The sequence below is a fragment of the Oceanococcus atlanticus genome, assembly GCF_002088235.1.
Taxonomy (GTDB): domain Bacteria; phylum Pseudomonadota; class Gammaproteobacteria; order Nevskiales; family Oceanococcaceae; genus Oceanococcus; species Oceanococcus atlanticus.
This window is the reverse complement of sequence record NZ_AQQV01000001.1, coordinates 1,340,371-1,358,426: the sequence shown is the minus strand read 5'-3', so window position 1 is coordinate 1,358,426 and position 18,056 is coordinate 1,340,371. Positions and strand designations below refer to the sequence as shown.

At 54.0% G+C, this 18,056-nt stretch carries 18 protein-coding genes; 6 read left to right on the top strand and 12 right to left on the bottom strand.

Annotated features, from left to right (window positions below):
• Positions 1 to 5: 5 nt before the first annotated feature.
• The 4 genes from ATO7_RS06345 to ATO7_RS16765 all read left to right on the top strand — a co-directional run bounded on the left by ATO7_RS06345 (position 6) and on the right by ATO7_RS16765 (position 5,301).
• Entirely contained in the window at positions 6 to 680 is a 675-nt protein-coding gene (locus ATO7_RS06345; RefSeq protein ID WP_146680176.1) for a hypothetical protein, read from the top strand.
• On the top strand, positions 677 to 1,750 hold the full coding sequence (locus tag ATO7_RS06340) for a hypothetical protein (protein ID WP_083560585.1): 1,074 nt from the start codon (positions 677 to 679) through the stop codon (positions 1,748 to 1,750). Before ATO7_RS06345 ends, ATO7_RS06340 begins: the two co-directional genes overlap by 4 nt.
• 91 nt (positions 1,751 to 1,841) lie before the next feature.
• A complete protein-coding gene (locus ATO7_RS06335; protein WP_083560583.1) occupies positions 1,842 to 4,361 on the top strand; it encodes a hypothetical protein in 2,520 nt (839 codons plus the stop codon).
• Positions 4,354 to 5,301 carry a hypothetical protein gene (locus ATO7_RS16765; RefSeq protein WP_146680175.1) on the top strand — a complete coding sequence of 316 codons (948 nt, stop codon included), beginning with the start codon at positions 4,354 to 4,356 and terminating at the stop codon, positions 5,299 to 5,301. The genes ATO7_RS06335 and ATO7_RS16765 overlap by 8 nt, the downstream gene beginning before the upstream one ends.
• Positions 5,302 to 5,952: 651 nt before the next feature.
• Here ATO7_RS16765 and ATO7_RS06320 read toward each other — a convergent pair.
• The 12 genes from ATO7_RS06320 to ATO7_RS06270 form a co-directional block, all read right to left on the bottom strand.
• On the bottom strand, positions 5,953 to 7,248 hold the full coding sequence (locus ATO7_RS06320; protein ID WP_083560577.1) for a hypothetical protein: 1,296 nt from the start codon (positions 7,246 to 7,248) through the stop codon (positions 5,953 to 5,955).
• A 182-nt stretch (positions 7,249 to 7,430) separates the two neighbouring features.
• On the bottom strand, positions 7,431 to 8,543 hold the full coding sequence (locus ATO7_RS06315; RefSeq protein WP_146680174.1) for a hypothetical protein: 1,113 nt from the start codon (positions 8,541 to 8,543) through the stop codon (positions 7,431 to 7,433).
• Between the two features lie 326 nt (positions 8,544 to 8,869).
• Positions 8,870 to 9,238 (bottom strand): hypothetical protein, encoded by a 369-nt coding sequence (locus ATO7_RS06310; RefSeq protein ID WP_083560572.1) that lies wholly within the window; start codon positions 9,236 to 9,238, stop codon positions 8,870 to 8,872.
• Between the two features lie 38 nt (positions 9,239 to 9,276).
• Positions 9,277 to 9,531, bottom strand: a complete 255-nt coding sequence (locus ATO7_RS06305; protein WP_083560570.1) for a hypothetical protein — start codon at positions 9,529 to 9,531, stop codon at positions 9,277 to 9,279.
• A 63-nt stretch (positions 9,532 to 9,594) separates the two neighbouring features.
• Complete coding sequence (locus ATO7_RS06300; RefSeq protein WP_146680173.1) at positions 9,595 to 9,924, bottom strand: hypothetical protein; 330 nt, start codon at positions 9,922 to 9,924, stop codon at positions 9,595 to 9,597.
• A 118-nt stretch (positions 9,925 to 10,042) separates the two neighbouring features.
• On the bottom strand, positions 10,043 to 10,510 hold the full coding sequence (locus tag ATO7_RS16935) for a hypothetical protein (RefSeq protein ID WP_083560567.1): 468 nt from the start codon (positions 10,508 to 10,510) through the stop codon (positions 10,043 to 10,045).
• Positions 10,511 to 10,836: 326 nt separating this feature from the next.
• Positions 10,837 to 12,078 carry a GmrSD restriction endonuclease domain-containing protein gene (locus ATO7_RS06290; RefSeq protein ID WP_146680172.1) on the bottom strand — a complete coding sequence of 414 codons (1,242 nt, stop codon included), beginning with the start codon at positions 12,076 to 12,078 and terminating at the stop codon, positions 10,837 to 10,839.
• Between the two features lie 127 nt (positions 12,079 to 12,205).
• On the bottom strand, positions 12,206 to 12,859 hold the full coding sequence (locus tag ATO7_RS06285; protein ID WP_146680171.1) for a hypothetical protein: 654 nt from the start codon (positions 12,857 to 12,859) through the stop codon (positions 12,206 to 12,208).
• Positions 12,852 to 13,529 (bottom strand): hypothetical protein, encoded by a 678-nt coding sequence (locus tag ATO7_RS17005; RefSeq protein WP_206044803.1) that lies wholly within the window; start codon positions 13,527 to 13,529, stop codon positions 12,852 to 12,854. The genes ATO7_RS06285 and ATO7_RS17005 overlap by 8 nt, the downstream gene beginning before the upstream one ends.
• Before the next feature lie 111 nt (positions 13,530 to 13,640).
• The gene (locus ATO7_RS06280) at positions 13,641 to 14,468 is read right to left on the bottom strand and encodes an AbiJ-NTD4 domain-containing protein (protein WP_158523075.1); all 828 of its coding nucleotides are present in this window, start codon (positions 14,466 to 14,468) and stop codon (positions 13,641 to 13,643) included.
• A gap of 439 nt (positions 14,469 to 14,907) precedes the next feature.
• Positions 14,908 to 15,168 carry a hypothetical protein gene (locus ATO7_RS06275; protein ID WP_083560562.1) on the bottom strand — a complete coding sequence of 87 codons (261 nt, stop codon included), beginning with the start codon at positions 15,166 to 15,168 and terminating at the stop codon, positions 14,908 to 14,910.
• 61 nt (positions 15,169 to 15,229) lie between these two features.
• Entirely contained in the window at positions 15,230 to 16,231 is a 1,002-nt protein-coding gene (locus ATO7_RS06270) for an SOS response-associated peptidase family protein (protein ID WP_206044802.1), read from the bottom strand.
• Between the two features lie 52 nt (positions 16,232 to 16,283).
• Here ATO7_RS06270 and ATO7_RS06265 point away from each other — a divergent pair, with 52 nt between their 5' ends.
• Both ATO7_RS06265 and ATO7_RS06260 read left to right on the top strand, forming a co-directional pair.
• Positions 16,284 to 16,763, top strand: a complete 480-nt coding sequence (locus ATO7_RS06265; RefSeq protein WP_158523074.1) for a LexA family protein — start codon at positions 16,284 to 16,286, stop codon at positions 16,761 to 16,763.
• Complete coding sequence (locus ATO7_RS06260) at positions 16,741 to 18,027, top strand: Y-family DNA polymerase (RefSeq protein WP_083560556.1); 1,287 nt, start codon at positions 16,741 to 16,743, stop codon at positions 18,025 to 18,027. The genes ATO7_RS06265 and ATO7_RS06260 overlap by 23 nt, the downstream gene beginning before the upstream one ends.
• Positions 18,028 to 18,056: the final 29 nt, after the last annotated feature.

Here is an 18,056-nt window from a genome sequence, read left to right as displayed (position 1 = left end):
GCGAGATGGCCGCCAAAAACAGCTCACCACCCGACATTGACGATGCGATGGAGGAGACGCTGTCGTTGGTCAACCTCCGGGACTTGCTAACCGATACCGCGGACAGCGCGCTGCAGCTGAGCATGGATGCAGCCGTGTTCGATCACTTTCCCGTTCTCAAAACACTGAATAGCATTGGCCAATTCGGCCTCGACATTCGTCAGGCGCTTTTTGCCAAGCGCGTTTTCGCTTTCCTATTTGAGTTGAGCGAGACATCCACGAAACAACGCCAAGCGTTTGTCACCAAGTACACCAACGACAAGGGTCGTAAACGCTTGGGAGAAACCATCATCAGTTTGCTTGAGCGCGCTGAAAGCATCGAAAAGGCACGCCGCATGGGGATTATTACGGCCGCCGCAATTGAGGGTTTTCTACCGACGGATAAAGCGGTGAGATTGTGCGCGATGGTCGATCGCGCCTATCTAGAAGACCTGGATAAGCTGCCGACGTTTCTTCGTCCCAAAACCACGACGTCGACCGAAGCCGAAAGTCTGAAGGCGGTGGGGTTCCTCACCACGCAGGGATACAACACAGAGGGCACTCGGGACTACAGCACGATATCACAGCTTCGGTACCTGCTTTCCGAGTACGGGAAACTCTACCTTAAGGTCACGCACGGTGATCGGAGTAAGTCCCGATGACCGACAAGGCAGGCTACGTTTTTGTGATCGGTGCTGGCGCGAGCTTTGAACTCGGCTTGCCTCTTGGGTATCAACTGAAAGAAAAGGTCGCCGCTGCGTTGCGCCTGGACCCGGATGACCCTCGTACGAGTGCATGGGGAAACCGCGTCACAGACGCATTAAGGCAATTGGACGCACAGCACATCACACCGATATCCCAACTCGAAGCCGCGGCAAACGCGATCTCGGAGTCCATGCCCACGGCCGAGTCGATCGACAATTACGTACACCAGCACCGTGGAAACCACAACATCGCTCTGTGCGCCAAGCTGGCCATCGCCTACTGCATACTCGGTGAGGAACGGGAATCGAAGCTTAAGCTGAACTATGAGCGCAAAGACCGGGAACCTCGGATCAACTATGAAGGATTAGATGGCACGTGGCTGCTGCCGTTCTTTCAATTGATCACCAAAGGGGCCGCTGTCCATGACCTGCACGCCCGCTTTGAACAGATCACGCTGGTTATTTTCAACTACGACCGCTGCGTTGAACACTTTCTTCACAGCGCGCTCATCAATCACTATCGGATCGATGTGGCGTCAGCCACAACCATCATGGAAAGGCTGACCATATTCCACCCCTATGGGAAGGTTGGCGATTTGCCCTGGATGGGGAACGACAGTGTGCGTGTTTCATTCGGCGCCGACCCCAATCCGTCAGAATTGATTGCGTTGGCTAAGCAAATTCGAACGTTTTCAGAAAGCACCGAAGAGCATGCGCGCGACGCAACAGTGCAACGAATCCGATATGCCCTCGATATCGCTCAACGTATCGTTTTCCTCGGCTTTGCTTTCGATGACATGAATATGGAGTTACTCACGCCGCCGTCGGATAGCACCCACAAGGACATCGCCCACCTCATCCGCAAGGCGCGAATCTTTGGCACGGCCAAGGGCATTTCAACCGAGGACAAGGACGTCGTGGAGCGTGATATCACCAATCGGTTTGCCGTGAGGCAAATGAGTCTTCTCGGCGAGAATGACGGTTGTGTGGATCTGTTCTCAAAACTCTCCAGAGCCTTGAAATTCTGATGCACACAGAGGCGCGCAAATCAACGGCACCTGCAGTAATCCCTTTCAGCGAAAGGTTATACCTGTCAGCCAACCCTGTGGTGTGCACACGATGAGAGCACGCATTGCGCGGCACGTCCTTGCGTGGCGGATCAAACGAGCCTACAAGAGGATTGATGGCGCGCTCGGTCCGCTGCGGGTTAGGTGGTCAACCCTGCAAAAGCAAACCATGCGCTCACTATGGGGCCGCACAGCTGCCGGTTTAAGTTTCAGCTTAACGGTCACCGCTGGCCTTTACCTGATCAGCCCCATCTGCGATCCGTTCGCACAACACTTTGGGCTACACGTCCCTAGCGGGGCAGACTACGTAGCCCTGCTTACAACCATCAGCAGTATCGGCGGTGTGTTCATCGGCTTGTACTACGCAACGATCGGCACCATCACCAGCACCACATACGCTGGGCTTCCCATGTCACTGCGAAACGAGCTGTTCCGTGACCGCGTCGGGAACAATTACATGGGGTGGATGGCATGCATGACGGCCATTGGGCTTATGTTAGCCGCGGCCTCCGTGATCGGGCTTCCACGTATTGTCATAGCGGTGCCGTTTATGGCGCTTATCGCAAGCGGGTCGGCTATCGGTTTCGTCATTTTGGGTATCCGAATCTTTGCCTTTTTCAATCCGGCTGAGCTGTCCACGCAGATGGTCGCGCAAATCCAAGGCAGCTTTCGGGCTACCAGCGCCCCACACCGCCGATTCGAATACATAGAGCATCAACGACGCTGCAGGGAGCGCGCTGATAGGTATTTGGTCGCATTGGCGACCCTCACGAACATCATCGATCGTCGTATGAGCCACCTCAAAGGGGAGCCTATCTGCAAGATTGGGCACCGCGTCGTGGACCTGTTAATCAACTATCAAGAAGATAAGAACCGTATCCCGACAGAAAGTCTCTGGTATCCGCGTAAATTCGAGCACCCAGAATGGGGCCACGTCTCGGACCTTGAAGAAAACCTAATGAAGAGTGCAGGACTCCGGTCTCTGCCAAACGCGGTTATTGACCACAATTGGTTGGAGCAAAAACTACTGCCGATCGTGATTAGATGTTTCAAGTCAGTAATCTCGGAACCGGAAGGCATCCTCGCAGCACAGCTTCTCTGGCGAATTCAGCAATACGCGCGAACACTTGCCGCTGCCGGCGAGCTTGAGGACGCCATGGGCGTCATGGATGCGGTTTTTGAGGCGCTGATTCCGGTTATTGCAGAACATGTGACTCAACAGGCAACAGACCAGGATGAAACGTTTCGCGGGGAACTCTTTTTCTTAAACCTTGTTGAGTCCATTGCACGAACGCCAGAGTGGTTGCTGGGGGGGTTTCACAAACATTGGGAATCCTTGCGGATCGTGGATCTAGGCCTACATTTGAACGCCATTCGCTGGAGGAACCCAGAGGGAATCTACAACTCAGCAAAGCCGCCAACATACCTTCTTTCAACTATGGAGGCGTTGGCCAAGCAGATACACAAAGAGGTCGCTCTCACCGGCGCCCCCGTGATGCCATTATGGGCCCAAAAAAGCACGGTCAAGCGCGCCCTGGCGAAACGCTACGTGGCGCATATCAACTTTTTGGGGAAACAGGTTCCAAGCGCCATGCGCAAATGGGCTAGCCGTCTGGAATCGTGCCGGTTTGATTGGGGTGTTGCTGCCGTGAGGGCGGCAAGCTTTGAGTATTTAAACGACCTCGCCGATCGCAGCGCGGACCCGCTCGAACAATGGGATATTCACCTGGCTGTTCCAGCCGATCCAGACCCGCAATGGCCCAGCCTTGATCGCTCTGGCTTCCACAACGGCCGGGCTGACGCCATGGACGCCCTAACGAGAGAGATCACAGCACAGTCTTTGGAGTTAGCACACACCAAACGATCACGTCACATACCAGATTACGCCGGTCAGTTTTTTGATATTGGCTATAAAGCGGCTGTTAAGGCACTGATCCTGAATGACAAGCAGACCTTAACGGAGAACTTTGCCTTCTTGTTCGCGGCGAGCACGAAACGCGCCAAAGACGCCCAAGATGCCATGAAAGCGGAGCCGGATATGTCCCTGGAGCGTGCGCTCGAATTGATGGCACCGTTGATCGATATCATGGAACTCTCAGGGCTAGCCATTCTGATGGCGGAGTATCACGGGAACAACCTGCTGTGGAAGCAGGGCGTGGCACATGCGCTGTGGCGGACAAGCATTGAGCATGACGATTTTATTCTTCACGCACCATCGTTCATGACGGAGATCTATAACGCGATTCACCGTGATCAGCATAACTACAAACGCACCATTCGACAGGACTGGTTCGCACGTCAGCTCGCGCAAATCGAGGACCTAGAGGAAATCTTTGGCTTCAACCATTTGCCCGAGCAAGTGGATGCAATAGCCGCGTTGGCCCCTGAATCCTATAAGTCTCATGCAAGCCCTTTGATTCGGCATCTGGCTCGTGAAAAATCATGGTGGAATCAGATCTCCATGCTCCAGATTTTTTACGGTGCTTTCGTCACGCGGCAAGCCTCTTTTCAGCATCTCGCGCTACACCCCCGGGTCGACGACCTGAATGCCCTTGAGCTTGATCATGCTTAAGACACCAACAGCCCGACCATTTTTAGACTCGCTGGGCCCGCTGCGCCGGACAGTCCCTCATTTGCCGGCATCCTTATCTTTCGACCCGGTTCCAGAGTTACATCAATGGCGCTCCGACATCGTCAACGGCGTGATGTCCACTTGGAAAGCCGAGGGTTACCGCGTGGAAATGAATGGAAATCGCAGTCATGGGTTGATCGCCGGCGACATGCTGGCAAACTTGATCCGAAAACCGGGAACGCCCATTGAAGGTGTCCTAGCAGAGGTCGTGCGCCGCTTGGCCGGGCATATCTTTCTGGACGGTTTTTGTCACCACGAAATCATTTACAAGGACAACCAACCGCACCTTGCCGGTTTTCCCAACACCGGTGTCGTCCACGCGATGGGGTATGTCCTGCAATTTGTCCCGCCCAGCGAATGGGCTAGGTGGAACAAAAAAGTTTGTGTCATTCCGAAAGCGGACGTGTGGCGATTGGAGGTTCCGCAAGCGCTGGGCGGCCACCGCCGACAAAAGGTAGCGACCACGGCACTGACGCGTCTCCATCGCTTCCGCCAGCATCGCCTCACCCCCCACAGTGGCTTCCGGCATCGCTTTGTCACTGATGAGGTTCTTGGGCATGTGCGCCTGCACAACCGGGATCAAGAACTGATATTCCAGTCAACGTCATGCTGGGGCTGGATGCGGGCAGGAAACTTCAACAGCGACGTCTCTGAGTTTTTCGCGGTCTACCACGGCCTTAAGTTTGCGTGGGCCAAAGCGACGCTCAGGACGCACATCTTGGCCGAAATCAATTCGTTATTTCGGCGGCTGAACTTGGATACGGCGTGCGTCGTGCACGGGCTCGCGACGCCAGAACATTATGCCGAGCTCATGCAGCGCTACAAGGCGCGTGAGCTGTCCACAATGGAAGCGCGCGACGCCGCATATGGGCTGATCTAGCCCAACATTCCGGGGCATTTCGCCACGGCAGCACCAAGCGACAGTATTGCGAGAAAATCCGTGGAGCACGAATTCCACAAAAGATTAGGATCTTCAGTGTGTTCCAGTACCTTTGGCGCGAAAAACTATTGAAGTCGACAGTAGGATTGGGTGTCCCCGATTCTGATCAGCACTTTGTTTTGGAGTCCAATCGTCGCGGCACAGGCAGGGGATTGAGCATGAAGAAGCGCTACGGCCAAGAACAGATCGTTAGCAGTCCTCAGCAAGCTGATTAGGGAATCCCGTTGAAGCAGTTCTGCCACCTGCATGGCTTCTCGCAGAGCGGCTTTTACCTCTGGTGTGGCAACTTCGGCAGGGGTAGGTTCCGGACGAAATACACCGGAAGGATTTGGAGAGGGAAAACGTGCGGCTGAAAAAGCTTCTGAAGGAGCCCCGGTTGTAGCAGGAGGTAGCCCGCGAAGCACTCAGAAAAAAGTGGTAGCTGCCCCAGCTGAACTCCACCTGGTGCATCAAGTCGCGTGGGCCGAGAGAGCGGAGCATTGACCGTTGCAAAGATGAGTGCAGGCGCTTTGAAATATCACCCGCGCCTCGCGCCGATAATTCTCTGCCGGCGTGACGTAAGTAGGCTGAGTACGCCGGGGCAGTGATGGCCTACCGGCTTTTCAAGTTAAGCCGTTCTTCTTCAGCGATTACATTCAGCGCCAAGTACATCAGGTTGACCAGGTTCACCTCCAACCCGTGCCCATCGCCAACGGCTTCCTCGGCAGACAGCACCTGAATCCGTGGATTGTCTACGGCTGCATTGTCGATGTGGTCCCAGATCGTGTAGCCACAGAAGGTCCGGGGTACGTCTTCGGGGTCAATCGGCGCCACCTCACGATCTTTCGGTTGCAAGTAACACTTGCCCAAGCGCTCGCTGCCTTCAGGCAATTCCTCGAAGTCAACTTTCCCCGTCACGAACGGTTTGTAGTGCCCCAGCGTTTGTCTGCTGGCCCACCATTGGCTTAGGCCTTCCAACTTCCGCTGCCCGACGTTCGCGAACAGCTCACTTGAACTCTGCCCTAATATGAACGCGAACCGCGTAGCCAGATCAGATTTCGCAGTGACCGCTAACAGCATGGTTTTGCACCGACCGCTGCAGGAGGAATCGGGGATCTGCATTATAGGCTGGGCGCGAGACGCTTCCATCGCTGTATTGAGCAGCACTACCATGTTGGCCTTGTCCGCCATGTACGCCGCTCTGTCTTCCTCCTTCTCGAGGCTAGCCAGCGTCTGCATCCGTCCGGGAAGAGCACCCTGATAGGCGCTGTAAGTCAGCAGGCTGCCAAAGCTGTGGCCGATGCTGACCATGTAGGGCAAGGGCACCCGGTTTTTCTCGTCCCCACTGACCGGCAAGCACTTGAGCGAATCGGCAACCAATTCCCCCTTCTTACGTTCCAGGGCGCCAAACAGTAGCGAGGCACCGGTGTAACCCACGCGAGAGGCTGCTGCCTTGCGGGAGTAAAACGTCCCCAATTCTTGGAGAATCGGAATTGGTTGCGACTGACCTTTCCAGCCAACGTACACCGCAATGACGCGTCGGTCGGGTACCAAGCGCGCCAACTCGCCCACGGCGGCACTTACCAGTTCGACATTTTCGTTACCCGGCTTGGCGTTGTGCTTCCAGCCGTGGGCGAAAGTCAAAATAATCGGCGGCGTTTCGCAGACGTCGACGCTATCCAGTTCCTTGAGGACGTCATTCAATTGGGCGTCCCCGTACATCCAACCCTCATCGTCGAATTCGACGAAGAACAGGTCTGCCCGCGATCCAGTGTCCCCGAGGATGATGTGGTTTGGGGCAGGATTCTTCTTGGCATATGGTGTGCGGTACGCTTGGGTAGACACGCATCCACTCAGCACCAACAACATCAATCCCATGCTAACGGCCCCGGAAAATCGCCTCATCATGCCGTCACTCCCTTAGTTTAATTTCCGTCTGCTTAGCCCATCGAACCTGTATACCGCCCATCAACAAGCCCTGGAACACTCAGAAAGCCTCTTTTGTTCGTCGCTACTAGTGAATACTACCCGCCTGCCCCAAACCCGTCGCACAACCTAACTTCGGGGTTTTCTTGTGGGAGCTCAGCGCATCAAAAGCCGCTTCCGGCATCCCCCGGTGTCGGAGCCTCGACCAGCCGCAGGATGTCCGTGTCGACATAGTCGAGCACCGTGTCGATAGCTCCGTCAGTCACGCCCCTTGTTTTCAACTCCCATAGAATTCGCGCGGCGCTGGTAATGGGGTCGTGCACCATGTCGACGGTTCGACATGACTCACCCGCGACTGGCTCCTTGTCAGCGGCCTTGTGACGCCCCTTATTTTGCAATCCGTAGACGTTGAATTGCTGAATAGGGGCGCATTGATAGGCAGCCAAGTCCGCATCCTCGACGCCCATGCAGCAGTCACCACGCAAGGCATGCCCCTGCGTGAACGAATCCTGGATCAGGTGAAGGATCGCTCCTAGCGCGCGGCTCTTGACCGTCTGCTCGGACAAATTCACATCGCATGTGTAGATATTGTAGGTGCAGTAGAACGCGAACAGTGATGCCACGATCCACGGTTCGCCTTTGTCGACCACGCAAGGGAAGCCGGTCGGGCCATCGGGCATCATGTCCTCGGCAATGGGGTTGCCCTGCCGCTGTTCTGACGCCCAGTAGGTGCAGTGATTTTGCTCGATGAACGTGCCGCCGCCCGCTTGTGGCGCATCCTGTAATACTAGGAGCAGATATTTGGTCCAAGCCAGCATCTTCTCCTTAGTATCCTCGGCCCTATCCCCTTTGCTGGCGCTCATTGCATGCAGGTACTGCAGATTTCCGTAGTGTGAACTGCACCGCAGCCCCGTGGTTAGAGTGCTTCCCTTGCCACCACATCCACCCAGCACCAGGTTCCACGACCAACGAACAAATCCCATTGGGTTACCCAAGCTCAGCTCAGAGGCGGGGTCATCGGGCCATCGGACTGCATTTCTTGCTGCGCGCTCCGACCACACACCAAGCCCCACGCTCGAAAGATCCAGCGCGACGTCCCAGCCCTCAGGCCGCGGTACACAGGCGGCCGGTGCCGATTGCGCGCTGTCCGCGCAGTGCATGGCATCGAAAGTCATCGCTTCGTGATGGCGGCCACCTAAAACCCAGAGCGTGCGAGCCTCAGCCGGCCAAATCTGCACGAGCAAGTACAAGCCCCATACCGCTGCTAATTTATTCATGGCTCCCCCTGTCATTGAGACTGAATCTACAAGGGGGGCGTGGTTATTGCTACCCCAAAAATAGCAACGCCGTTGAACCGGGCACGGTCGTTTAGTGCATCAATCGCTAGGGTGTTGATCCATTTGGATACTTGCAGGCATTTAGCCGCGGTTACCACACCTTTCGCTTTGGGGCGACTTCTGTCAGCCAATAGCTGAAATTAAAACCACATGCGACGATCGTGGCATCGACACAAGAGCCTAAGTTGGCTAAGGCGAGCCCGATAATCGGAAGTAGGTTTCTCGGTTTGTATTTAGCAGTTCACAAACTGTTGTTGGGCGGCTGCTCATAGAAGCACCAGAAAAACGTAGCCGAGCCCCAAGCAGCCCCAACCTATACTGCGGATGGTGCGTGCGCCAAATACCTCCAGAAAACGTAACGACCCGAACCAATTAGGCAGCGCAACCAAGCATACCCCGAGCGTGGCGGGAATGGAGAATGCCCGCAAACGTGCAACCGATGGCCCAATTAGCTCCGAGCCCGAATAGTCGAATGCCGGGTAAAACGCCAAAGTCAGCAACAGGATGGCCGCGACGAGCGACACCAGGGACTCAGACTCAATTACCGTATCGAACGCCGAAAGCCCATCAATGGCGAACACAGCAATCACGACGACGACAAGGGCGCCCGAAAAAAGAAGGATAGCCGTCAGCACATCGTCGGCTGCAGCGATTTGTTGGGCGGCACGCGTGGTTACCAGGAAGCGTCAAGTTTGCGGCCCACTTCTTTCGCTACTTCAGTGAGAACCGCCATGCACTCACCAAGACACTCACCGTTGACCATTTCAACGTTCCAGTTCCGTCCCAATTGCCCAGCTTCTTGTTCGGTAACGCGGCCGATTCTCCGCACCTGGCATTCCTTACAATCGCCGTCGAGCGCTCCGGAGTTTGCCATCGCAGAGTTGAGCGCGTTTACTATCTCTTCAGGTGTCATCAACGTCTTTTGCATAGTGCGTCCCCTTTGTTTGTAGGGCAGGATCTCCTAAGGCCATTCGCGCTATTTATTCGAGATTCATTCGTCTTTCCTTGAGCGTAGATACCAACGCTCCTCACCATTCTTGTCGATTTTCTGAGCGCCGAGTTCTAGAAGGAATTGCCTCAGCTCATCGTCGGTATAGCCTCCGACGCGACTCTGTAGAGCCTTGAAGGATCGCTCGACAAATTTTTGATGATTGAGCATCTCGTCAAAAATCTCCTTCACCGTAGATGCGCTTCTGTGCTGAAGATCGAACATTGTTTTTTCGTGCTCAAATTGCCGTCCCTGTAGCAGCCAGTTAACGATCCCGCTACCTAAAATGCCGACAGTGGCACCAATGAGTGCCCATGCTGCTTCTTCGCTCATGCTGCGAACTCCTGTGACGCCCAACGCCTGAGCTCAGTTGCGTTTGAGGCGGCGCCTGCTTTTGCGGTAGCAAAAGTGGGCGGCGGGTCAAACGTCACCTGCAGCGATTTGTTGGGCGTCATCTGAACGCCTCCAGCAATTTTCTCGCCAAATGAAGGTACCGGCGATGATCGTATAGCAACTGTTTGGGAATGCTATAGACTTTGTTTTCAGTTGCTGAGGTTACGCAGAACACAGGCGCGAATGATGCAACTTGTTGGGCCTCAATTATGATCTCGATACGCCGCTTCCCTCCGAGTTCCTCTTCTGGCGTCCCGGAAAGAGCGTCAAGGCGCTGAAACTCGTCAACTTGCTCTTGGGCCGAAACCACGCCAGGCGGGACGTACAACGGAATGCGATGTGCCGCTGGGTCCCTCAACGCTGCAAGGTCCAATCCCCATGCCTTCATCGCGGATAGGTGCTTGGCGTGATTCGGTGATCGGCTTCTGACGGAGCTCAGAAACTTGTCTCCAAAGAGGTGAACTTTCATTCTGGCGCCGGATTCCTCAGTGGTGCTTGGAAGGATCTTAAATTCAAACTGGAGCATCCAAGCCAAGTTGTCTAACGCACCCCGAAGATTCAAGTAGTAGCCATTCAGATGCAACGCGGCCTCGGTAGCTGTACTAGGTGAAAGTGGACCAGATTTTTTGACGTAGCAGGTACGCTCCAAATACTCCCTACAATGACGCAAGACGTAATACCTTGCCGCGAGTCCACTTTTCAGATGCGTTAAAGCACCGGAGGTTGAGACCCATTCGCGAGCATGAAAGATTAGATGCTCCAGATGCGACTCCAGGAACCGGACGCGCTCATCTTTTTCCGGAAGTAGCAAAGCGCTGCCCTATGACGCCTGCAACGTGTTGTTGGGCACCGTCACGCCTCCGCTTGAGAAGCGCCCTTTGATAGGTTGCAAGACGCACATGCCACATGGGCATTCTCAACTGTTGTTTTCCCACCAGCAGTCCATGGAATTATGTGATCACAATGCCAGTCGTCCCAGGACAACTTTGCCCCGTCGCACTTGATCTTTAGCTGGCAGTGCCCTTTGTCTCGCCGAAAAACGGCGAGGCGTTGTGCCTGAGTGAAGGCTCGCTGATTGTCTTTCGTTTCGATTCCAGGATTTGCGTCCACGAAGTGCCTTAGCATGAATTCCATTCGCCAACGGATCGAGTCCGCAGCATCTGTACTGTGACTAATTTTCTCCTTATAGCTTGACCATTCCGGGTCAATCTCATCATCGGGCTTTTCGTCGTTAATGCGGCGTTGTTCCTCAAATCCAAGAAACCAATCGTGGATAAGTTGCCGCGCATCCTGAAAGCTGTACTGGTTCATCAGCTCAGAAACAACACAATAGAGAGCTACGACATTGAATCTTGTAAGTTCTGGCGTTACTTCTGGAAAAATCTCCAGGAGAGTATTCAGCGTTCTACTTACCGCCTTCGCATCCGAAGATGTTGCATCGAAGTCGGCGTGGTCGCGGTACATTCGGTTGAGGTCAGCGTTCTTTACATTTGTCGGACCTCCAGCCAATTCCAAAGCAACAAGCTGTGCTGCCACAAGGTCGTGATTGAACCGTGCATTGGCGAAGCCAACGGATTCAAAAAACTTATGCTTGGAGGCTTTGCGAACGAAGTCGCGCATTCGGCCCGGGTAAGCATTTCGTTTTTCTTGAGCCTTTAGTGACGTCCCATTTTGAAGCCGGAGAAACATCTCACGCACTTCGTCTTCGTCACTATCTTCGAGAACTACAACGTCGAGTGCGTATACGTCGAAGCGCATCCTGATGTCGTCTGGCAAGTTATCGTAGAGCAGGCCAGCAACGTCCTCGCCATCGATCTGATCGGCATCTTTCGGGAGCGTAAATTCGCCGTCGAAGAACTCCCATATCGCTCGGAGTCTCTGTTGCCCATCGACCACGTCATAAATATCAGGCTTGGTGCCAACCTTCCTCCAATACAGCTTTGGAATGTCGTAATCTCGGAGGATCGTGTCAATCAGCAGTTGCTTTTGAGCCTTGCTCCAAACCGCAGGTCGCTGAAAGTCCGGGTTGGTGTTAATGCGATCCCGTACCCCATGTGTTGATCTCAGGGGCCACGGTTTTTTGTTCATTTGCATCAAATTCTCCTCGTTCTCCAACCAGGTGCCCAACGCCAGAGCTCAGGTGCGTTTGAGGCGACGCCTGCTTTTGCGATAGCAAAAGTAGGTGGCGGGTCAAACGTCACCTGCAGCGATTTGTTGGGCGTCAATCCGCGTGCAGCTCGGCTTTCAATCGAGCAATCGCAGATGCTTTGTGAGTTGAAATGTAGCCACCTAACAACGGGCTTTTCGAGTTCTTCCATACGTAGACCGGAGCGATACAAGCAGCGAGAAAAGCGATGACGGAAATACCTACCAGGAGACACAGATTGTCGCTTGTCGATGCAATGTGCGAAACGAGTGAAACAGAGGCGACCAAGCTCGGCGCGCCGACCATACCAACGTAGAACATCTTGATTCGACGCATTACACCACCGTCAGGCCTAACGTGTTCGGGGTCAACATACTGAGAGAACACCATTTTGGTTCGAATCGGTGGGAGCCAATCATGATCTCGTTCGAGCACTAACGCTTGTACAAAATGAGCATCCAAGAGTTGGTGACACACTCGAATATCGATGTTCCACAGCAGCAGCAGCCCGACGCAAGCAACTATGCCAGCGGCCGCCGAAACGAGATATGGGTCGAACTGGCTTGATACTTCCGGCCGCGTAAAAATGAACCCGATTCCGACAAACATTGCCAATAGCCAAGTAGATGCCAAGGTACGATACTTACTTTCCAAGGAATTGAAGTGTCGTTCACCCTCGCCAAGAGACAAGTACATTTCCCAAGTTCGTTGTTTCTCGTCCTCAGTCACGTTGAATCACCTGCAGCAAATTCTTTACTTGGTTTGGCTCTATGGGCTCAATACTTTTGGAACTAGCCTCATGCAACGACATTTCAGCCGGCAGAAAGACGTCAGTTCCATTTGTCTCGTATGGACCTCGAACAAACAAGGTCGCAGAGAAGTTCTCATCTACTGGCTTTATTAGATGATATGCGCTTGGTGCCATTTCGTACGTTTGCCCAGGGAAGAGATGAACTCTAAAGGAGGTTTGCAAATCGCAGCTTCCGCGCTCGGTCACGGTATTGAGCTGCCCGGGCGCTGTCGCTTCGAAACGATAGTGCGAGAAGCTGCCTGGACCTGCATTACTTACGACAAATAGTTCCTTACAGAATGTGCCCTGAAGTATCCGAGAGCAGAAGTGCCATCTATGATTATGAACGCTCTCATAATTGCTGCCTGAGGGAAACACACAACCGCTTTTCCAAACGTGCAACCTAACTTCAGATGAGCTGTAGGTTGATTCTGAGAGAACAAGCTTAAAGATGCCGGTTGAATGCAAAAAACTCCTGGCACATATTCGGCTCAGCTCACGAACATCAGTGAGAATGGCTTGGATCAACTCACTGAGCACGTGAGGTGATAGCTTGCGCAGGATCAGTCCTGGCGCATCGCTTCTGTCGATTATTTCATCGGCTAGCATCTGTGCCCTGTCTTTGACGCCCAACGCCCACGTTCAGGTGCATTTGAGGCGATGGCCGTTTTTGCGGCAGCAAAAATCGGCAGCGGGTCAAATGTCACCTGCAACGTGTAGTTATGTGGCGGCTGCATGTTTTGATTTCAGATAATTTACAAAGGCGGTGCATGCAACCAAAAAGTATTTCGCATCATTTGCATCAACCTTGGTCTCTTCCTGCAATTTGTGTCTGATTCCATCAGCGTCACTGGTGTACCCATAGATGGATGAAAAGCCGCTCTTGAGGGCACTATGAAGCTGGCCTTCCTTCTCTAGAACCTTCAGTGCATCACCCAACGTCGCCTTTGGCTTTCCACTCAGCTCACAAGCCACGCTTTCTACTGCTGATATGGACTCTTTGATGGAATTGCGGAAATCCGGATTTTCTCGATCTGCTAGTAGGTTGAGGGCTTGTCTGAAGTGAGTCCGCGCTGCCTCGAATGGTCCTGGTGCAAGTGCGGCCTCAATAGCCTCCTTCTCAAGTTCATCGGTGATTGGAACAAATTGCCTATTAATTAACCGAAAACCGGCCAGTTCACGCTCTAGAACTTGATTAATCAGGCCATCGAGCTCCGAATCTTCTTCGTAGGATATGACGAACTCAACAAAGTCATAGACATCAATCCAGGTGCCCCTAAAGAACCAATCTCGAAGTACATCCAAAATCTGAACACAATATTTCGAGCGTGAGTCCAAGCGCTCCTTGAAGAAGTGAAACCATAGGTTCGTACTAAATTTGTCTACGTAGGGATTTTCGGAAATTTGCCAACCCTTATCGAAGTCATTGGATCCCCACACACAGACGTCCAGCACATTCCACAGAGAGTTGCGAAGCGCAGATGTCATGCCAGATGTTTGGATAGTGGTGGACACCTCGACCAGACCCATCCGTTCCCCGAACTTCATCCATTTCTCCTAGCCACATAACGCTTGTTGGCGTGAGTTAGCCCGCAACTCACAAATAGTCCTGCCAGATTCATTCAGTCTCGCCTAAGCTCGACATGTAAGTGCCAGTTCTGTCTCACGGTTTAGCATTTCCCCAAATACCAACCGTAGCAAAAAGTGGAACTAGAACCCTCACGCGCCAGCCCGCGACCCCAAGAGTTGTTTAACTCCAGCAACAAGGCAACTTCAATCAGGCGAACAATTCAATCACGGCACGATGACCAACGCGTGTTCGAAAATTCCGCTTTGTAGCGATATGCGCTTAGGTTACCGCGCTACCGGACTTCTGGTTTTGGTTCAAAGCTGAACACGCGCCGCTCCCACACTTTACGCACTGAGCAAAGGCCACGGTTTACTTGATACGCCGGAATGCGCCCTGGCATCCCAGCCCCCGAAATCTCTAAGTTGGGAGGCCACCCGGAATGTGATCTTCGGAAGAAGCAGGCATCGCTGAATCTAACCCTATGTCCCAAGCCTGATCGGCTGCTTCAACCAATCGTCCACCGTGATTCACTACATACATCTTGGCAATTATCGCCGGCATTGGTCCATCGAACAGCAACTCCCCTAGCTCGTCGCCGATTGCCACGTCAGCTAGACAATCATCATTAATTGCCATGCACCGCTTGCTTTCCTCATTTTGGAATATCCAGTAGCCCATTGATGCGCTCCGTCGGTTTTACTTACTGACCAGATACGCAATCGCTGGGGAAAGCCGGACATCACGCGGCTACTCGGTGCTCATAATAGAGAGACGGGCGGTCGTCCAGAATGGCATCAATCTCTTCTGGCGCCATGGCCTCGGACCCAAGCCACTTCGATGCCGCTTCATCGCGCAACACGATTACACACCGATCATGACCGGTGGCGGATACCTCCGGCGGCGGCTCGTCGGTAATTGCAGCAAAGGAGTCCAGCGGTGGCTGGTCGGGTTGTTCCCAGTGCGACCACAGGCAAGCGACCGTCATGGCACGCTCTTGACTGTGAAACGCGAGAACCAGATTTTCAGGCTTCTCGCCTTCTTTGAGCGCTCGCCGTTCAAAATCATGTCGTGCGACATTCTCGTAAAACCCGGTGATTCTCATCAGGGCGTGGGAATTCCCAAACTGCCCCTTCCAGAAACCGCGCAGATTGTCCCGCCTGGCGTTGTAGAGACCGTCAAACCGGCGATCGTAGCTGGCGGGTTTGCCTGAGGGCCGACAGTGATAACGCATCGGCCGGATCCAGTTCTGTCCGCTTTTACGCACGATGACAGCGGCATACTGGAAGGGAAAAATTCTCGAATCCTTTGCTTCCACCTTCTCCCGTCTCAAATCCGCTAGCTTGCCCTTCGCCCACGTGATCTTCTTGGTGGCGATTCGCTGGCTATCCAGAGCAGCTTTCGTTGTCTTGCACTGCAACTTGCGCTCGGCGTCCGCTAGGCGCTTAGTTTGCTTGAAAAGCTCGGCTTCCAAACGCTCCGACTCAGCCTTGCGAAACTGGTAGATTGAATTCGCGATCCGTTCCTCCACCGCAGTGGTCGGTGCCAGGAAGTTCGCTTCCATGGCCTTGGGAATCTTGATCGCGTTGTTGGTCAGCCGCTGCTCCAGGATGTCCGCAAATACCTGATAGTCGATCAGCGCATCGTATTCACGTTTTAGTTTGTCGAGGTCGAAACTCGCTTGCGCGGAAAAGCACATGGTGACTCGGGGCAGCAACGGTATGACCGATTGTAAATCACGCACTTATGCCCTGGCCTATTGCACTGAAGCTAACATCGGGCGTAATACTGTCATTATGGACAGTTCGCACTTCTACCCCGCCGCAAACGGCACACGGCTAAACCCCGCCGCGGTCGACCCGTCACCGCTAGCCCTTCCACTGGTCTCTTCGCCCCGCCCGCAGGCGGGTTTTCCTTCACCTGCGGCCGATTTTGTCGAAGACAGCATCGATCTGAACCAATTGCTGGTGACCAATCCGCCGGCCACGTTTTTTGTGCGTATTGAGGGTGAGTCGCTGAAGAACCTCGGGATATTGTCAGGCGACATTGCGTCGGTTGACCGATCGCAAGAGCCTCGCCGCGGCAATCTGGTGGTGGCTGTTTTTCAGGGCTCTGTGTACGTAAAGGTGCTCGATGAGATGAACAATCGCATGGCGCTTTGCTCCCGCCACGACTCGCTTGATCGTTACCAACCCATGTTCTTGGATGAGGACGAGGACCACATCATCTGGGGCGTCGTGACGGGCATTGTGCGTGGGATCGGCCGCAAGCTCTGAACGCCGGATTGCGCTGGTTGACGTCAACAACTTCTACGCCAGTTGCGAGACCGTCTTCAATCCGAAACTGCGAGGTAAACCTGTCGTTGTTCTGAGCAACAATGATGGGTGTGTCGTCGCCCGCTCTGCTGAAGCGAAGGCCCTGAACATCAAAATGGCTCAACCCTGGCATCAGGTAGACCCGACTGTTCAAAGGCAAACGGCAGTTTTCAGCTCGAACTACACCCTCTACGCGGATATATCCAACCGCGTGATGACGATTCTAGGCGACATGGCGCCCAGCCAAGAGGTGTACAGCATTGATGAGAGTTTTCTCGAGCTCACTGGGATCCGTGAACTTCGTCAGCATGCTCACGCAATTCGTCAGCGTGTGAGCCAATGGACAGGCCTTACTGTTTGCGTTGGCGTTGGCACCACCAAAACCAGAGCGAAGCTGGCGAATTACGTGGCCAAGAAATCGCCCGAGCATGCTGGCGTCTTCAACCTCGAAACGCTGAGCGCGATCGACCAGAGCGCACTGCTCGCAAAGATCCCTGTCGGGGATGTATGGGGTATCGGCTTTCGGACCGAGCGACGGCTCGTGCAGATGGGGATTCGCACGGCAGCAGATCTGCGGAGATCTCGCCCCAAGCAGCTGCGGCAACAATTCGGTGTAGTGGCTGAAAGGATCGTGGCAGAACTCAACGGTGAGGTTTGTACAGAGCTTGAAATCTCGCCGCCAGCTAAGCAACAGATTCGGTTAAGCCGATCCTTTGGCGCGGCTGTTTCCGAACTACCGCTACTCAAAGAGGCCATGCTGGCCTTTGTGTCGATTGCAGCTGAGAAGCTGCGGCGACAAAACAGTTTTACCAGCACCCTACAGGTGTTCGTTTGCACCAATGTGTTCCGACCGGACAAGCCGCAGCACTCAACCGGCTTTACCTTGAAACTGCCCTATGCCATGGACGATACGGCCATGCTCGCAAAGTTCGCAGTTCGCGCACTCGAGCACTTATACAAGCCCGGCTACGAGTACAAAAAGGCTGGTGTGAATCTGATGAGTTTGTCACCGCGCGGCAACGCCCAGCTGGAATTATTTACCAATGACCGCATTGCCAAGCGAGGTGACCAGTTATCCACTGCCATGGATAACATCAACCGGCGGTTTGGTCGCGAATCGATATGCCTGGGGCGCCTGTCGGGCCCGAGGCCATGGTCAATGAACCAGACACGCTTATCGCCGGCCTACACGACGAACATGAATCAGCTCCTTTTGGCGCGATAGACCGAATCGTGATCACCCACCGTCCGGAA

Excerpts from the sequence above, each read along its gene's own strand:
- ATO7_RS06280 (WP_158523075.1), bottom strand. The coding sequence starts at position 14,468 with ATGAAGTTCGGGGAACGGATGGGTCTGGTCGAGGTGTCCACCACTATC.
- ATO7_RS06320 (WP_083560577.1), bottom strand. The coding sequence starts at position 7,248 with ATGATGAGGCGATTTTCCGGGGCCGTTAGCATGGGATTGATGTTGTTG.
- ATO7_RS06300 (WP_146680173.1), bottom strand. The coding sequence starts at position 9,924 with ATGAGCGAAGAAGCAGCATGGGCACTCATTGGTGCCACTGTCGGCATT.
- ATO7_RS06265 (WP_158523074.1), top strand. The coding sequence starts at position 16,284 with ATGGACAGTTCGCACTTCTACCCCGCCGCAAACGGCACACGGCTAAAC.
- ATO7_RS06275 (WP_083560562.1), bottom strand. The coding sequence starts at position 15,168 with ATGGGCTACTGGATATTCCAAAATGAGGAAAGCAAGCGGTGCATGGCA.
- ATO7_RS06345 (WP_146680176.1), top strand. The coding sequence starts at position 6 with ATGGCCGCCAAAAACAGCTCACCACCCGACATTGACGATGCGATGGAG.
- ATO7_RS16935 (WP_083560567.1), bottom strand. The coding sequence starts at position 10,510 with ATGCTCCAGTTTGAATTTAAGATCCTTCCAAGCACCACTGAGGAATCC.
- ATO7_RS16765 (WP_146680175.1), top strand. The coding sequence starts at position 4,354 with ATGCTTAAGACACCAACAGCCCGACCATTTTTAGACTCGCTGGGCCCG.
- ATO7_RS17005 (WP_206044803.1), bottom strand. The coding sequence starts at position 13,529 with ATGCTAGCCGATGAAATAATCGACAGAAGCGATGCGCCAGGACTGATC.
- ATO7_RS06335 (WP_083560583.1), top strand. The coding sequence starts at position 1,842 with ATGAGAGCACGCATTGCGCGGCACGTCCTTGCGTGGCGGATCAAACGA.
- ATO7_RS06305 (WP_083560570.1), bottom strand. The coding sequence starts at position 9,531 with ATGCAAAAGACGTTGATGACACCTGAAGAGATAGTAAACGCGCTCAAC.
- ATO7_RS06315 (WP_146680174.1), bottom strand. The coding sequence starts at position 8,543 with ATGAATAAATTAGCAGCGGTATGGGGCTTGTACTTGCTCGTGCAGATT.
- ATO7_RS06290 (WP_146680172.1), bottom strand. The coding sequence starts at position 12,078 with ATGCAAATGAACAAAAAACCGTGGCCCCTGAGATCAACACATGGGGTA.
- ATO7_RS06340 (WP_083560585.1), top strand. The coding sequence starts at position 677 with ATGACCGACAAGGCAGGCTACGTTTTTGTGATCGGTGCTGGCGCGAGC.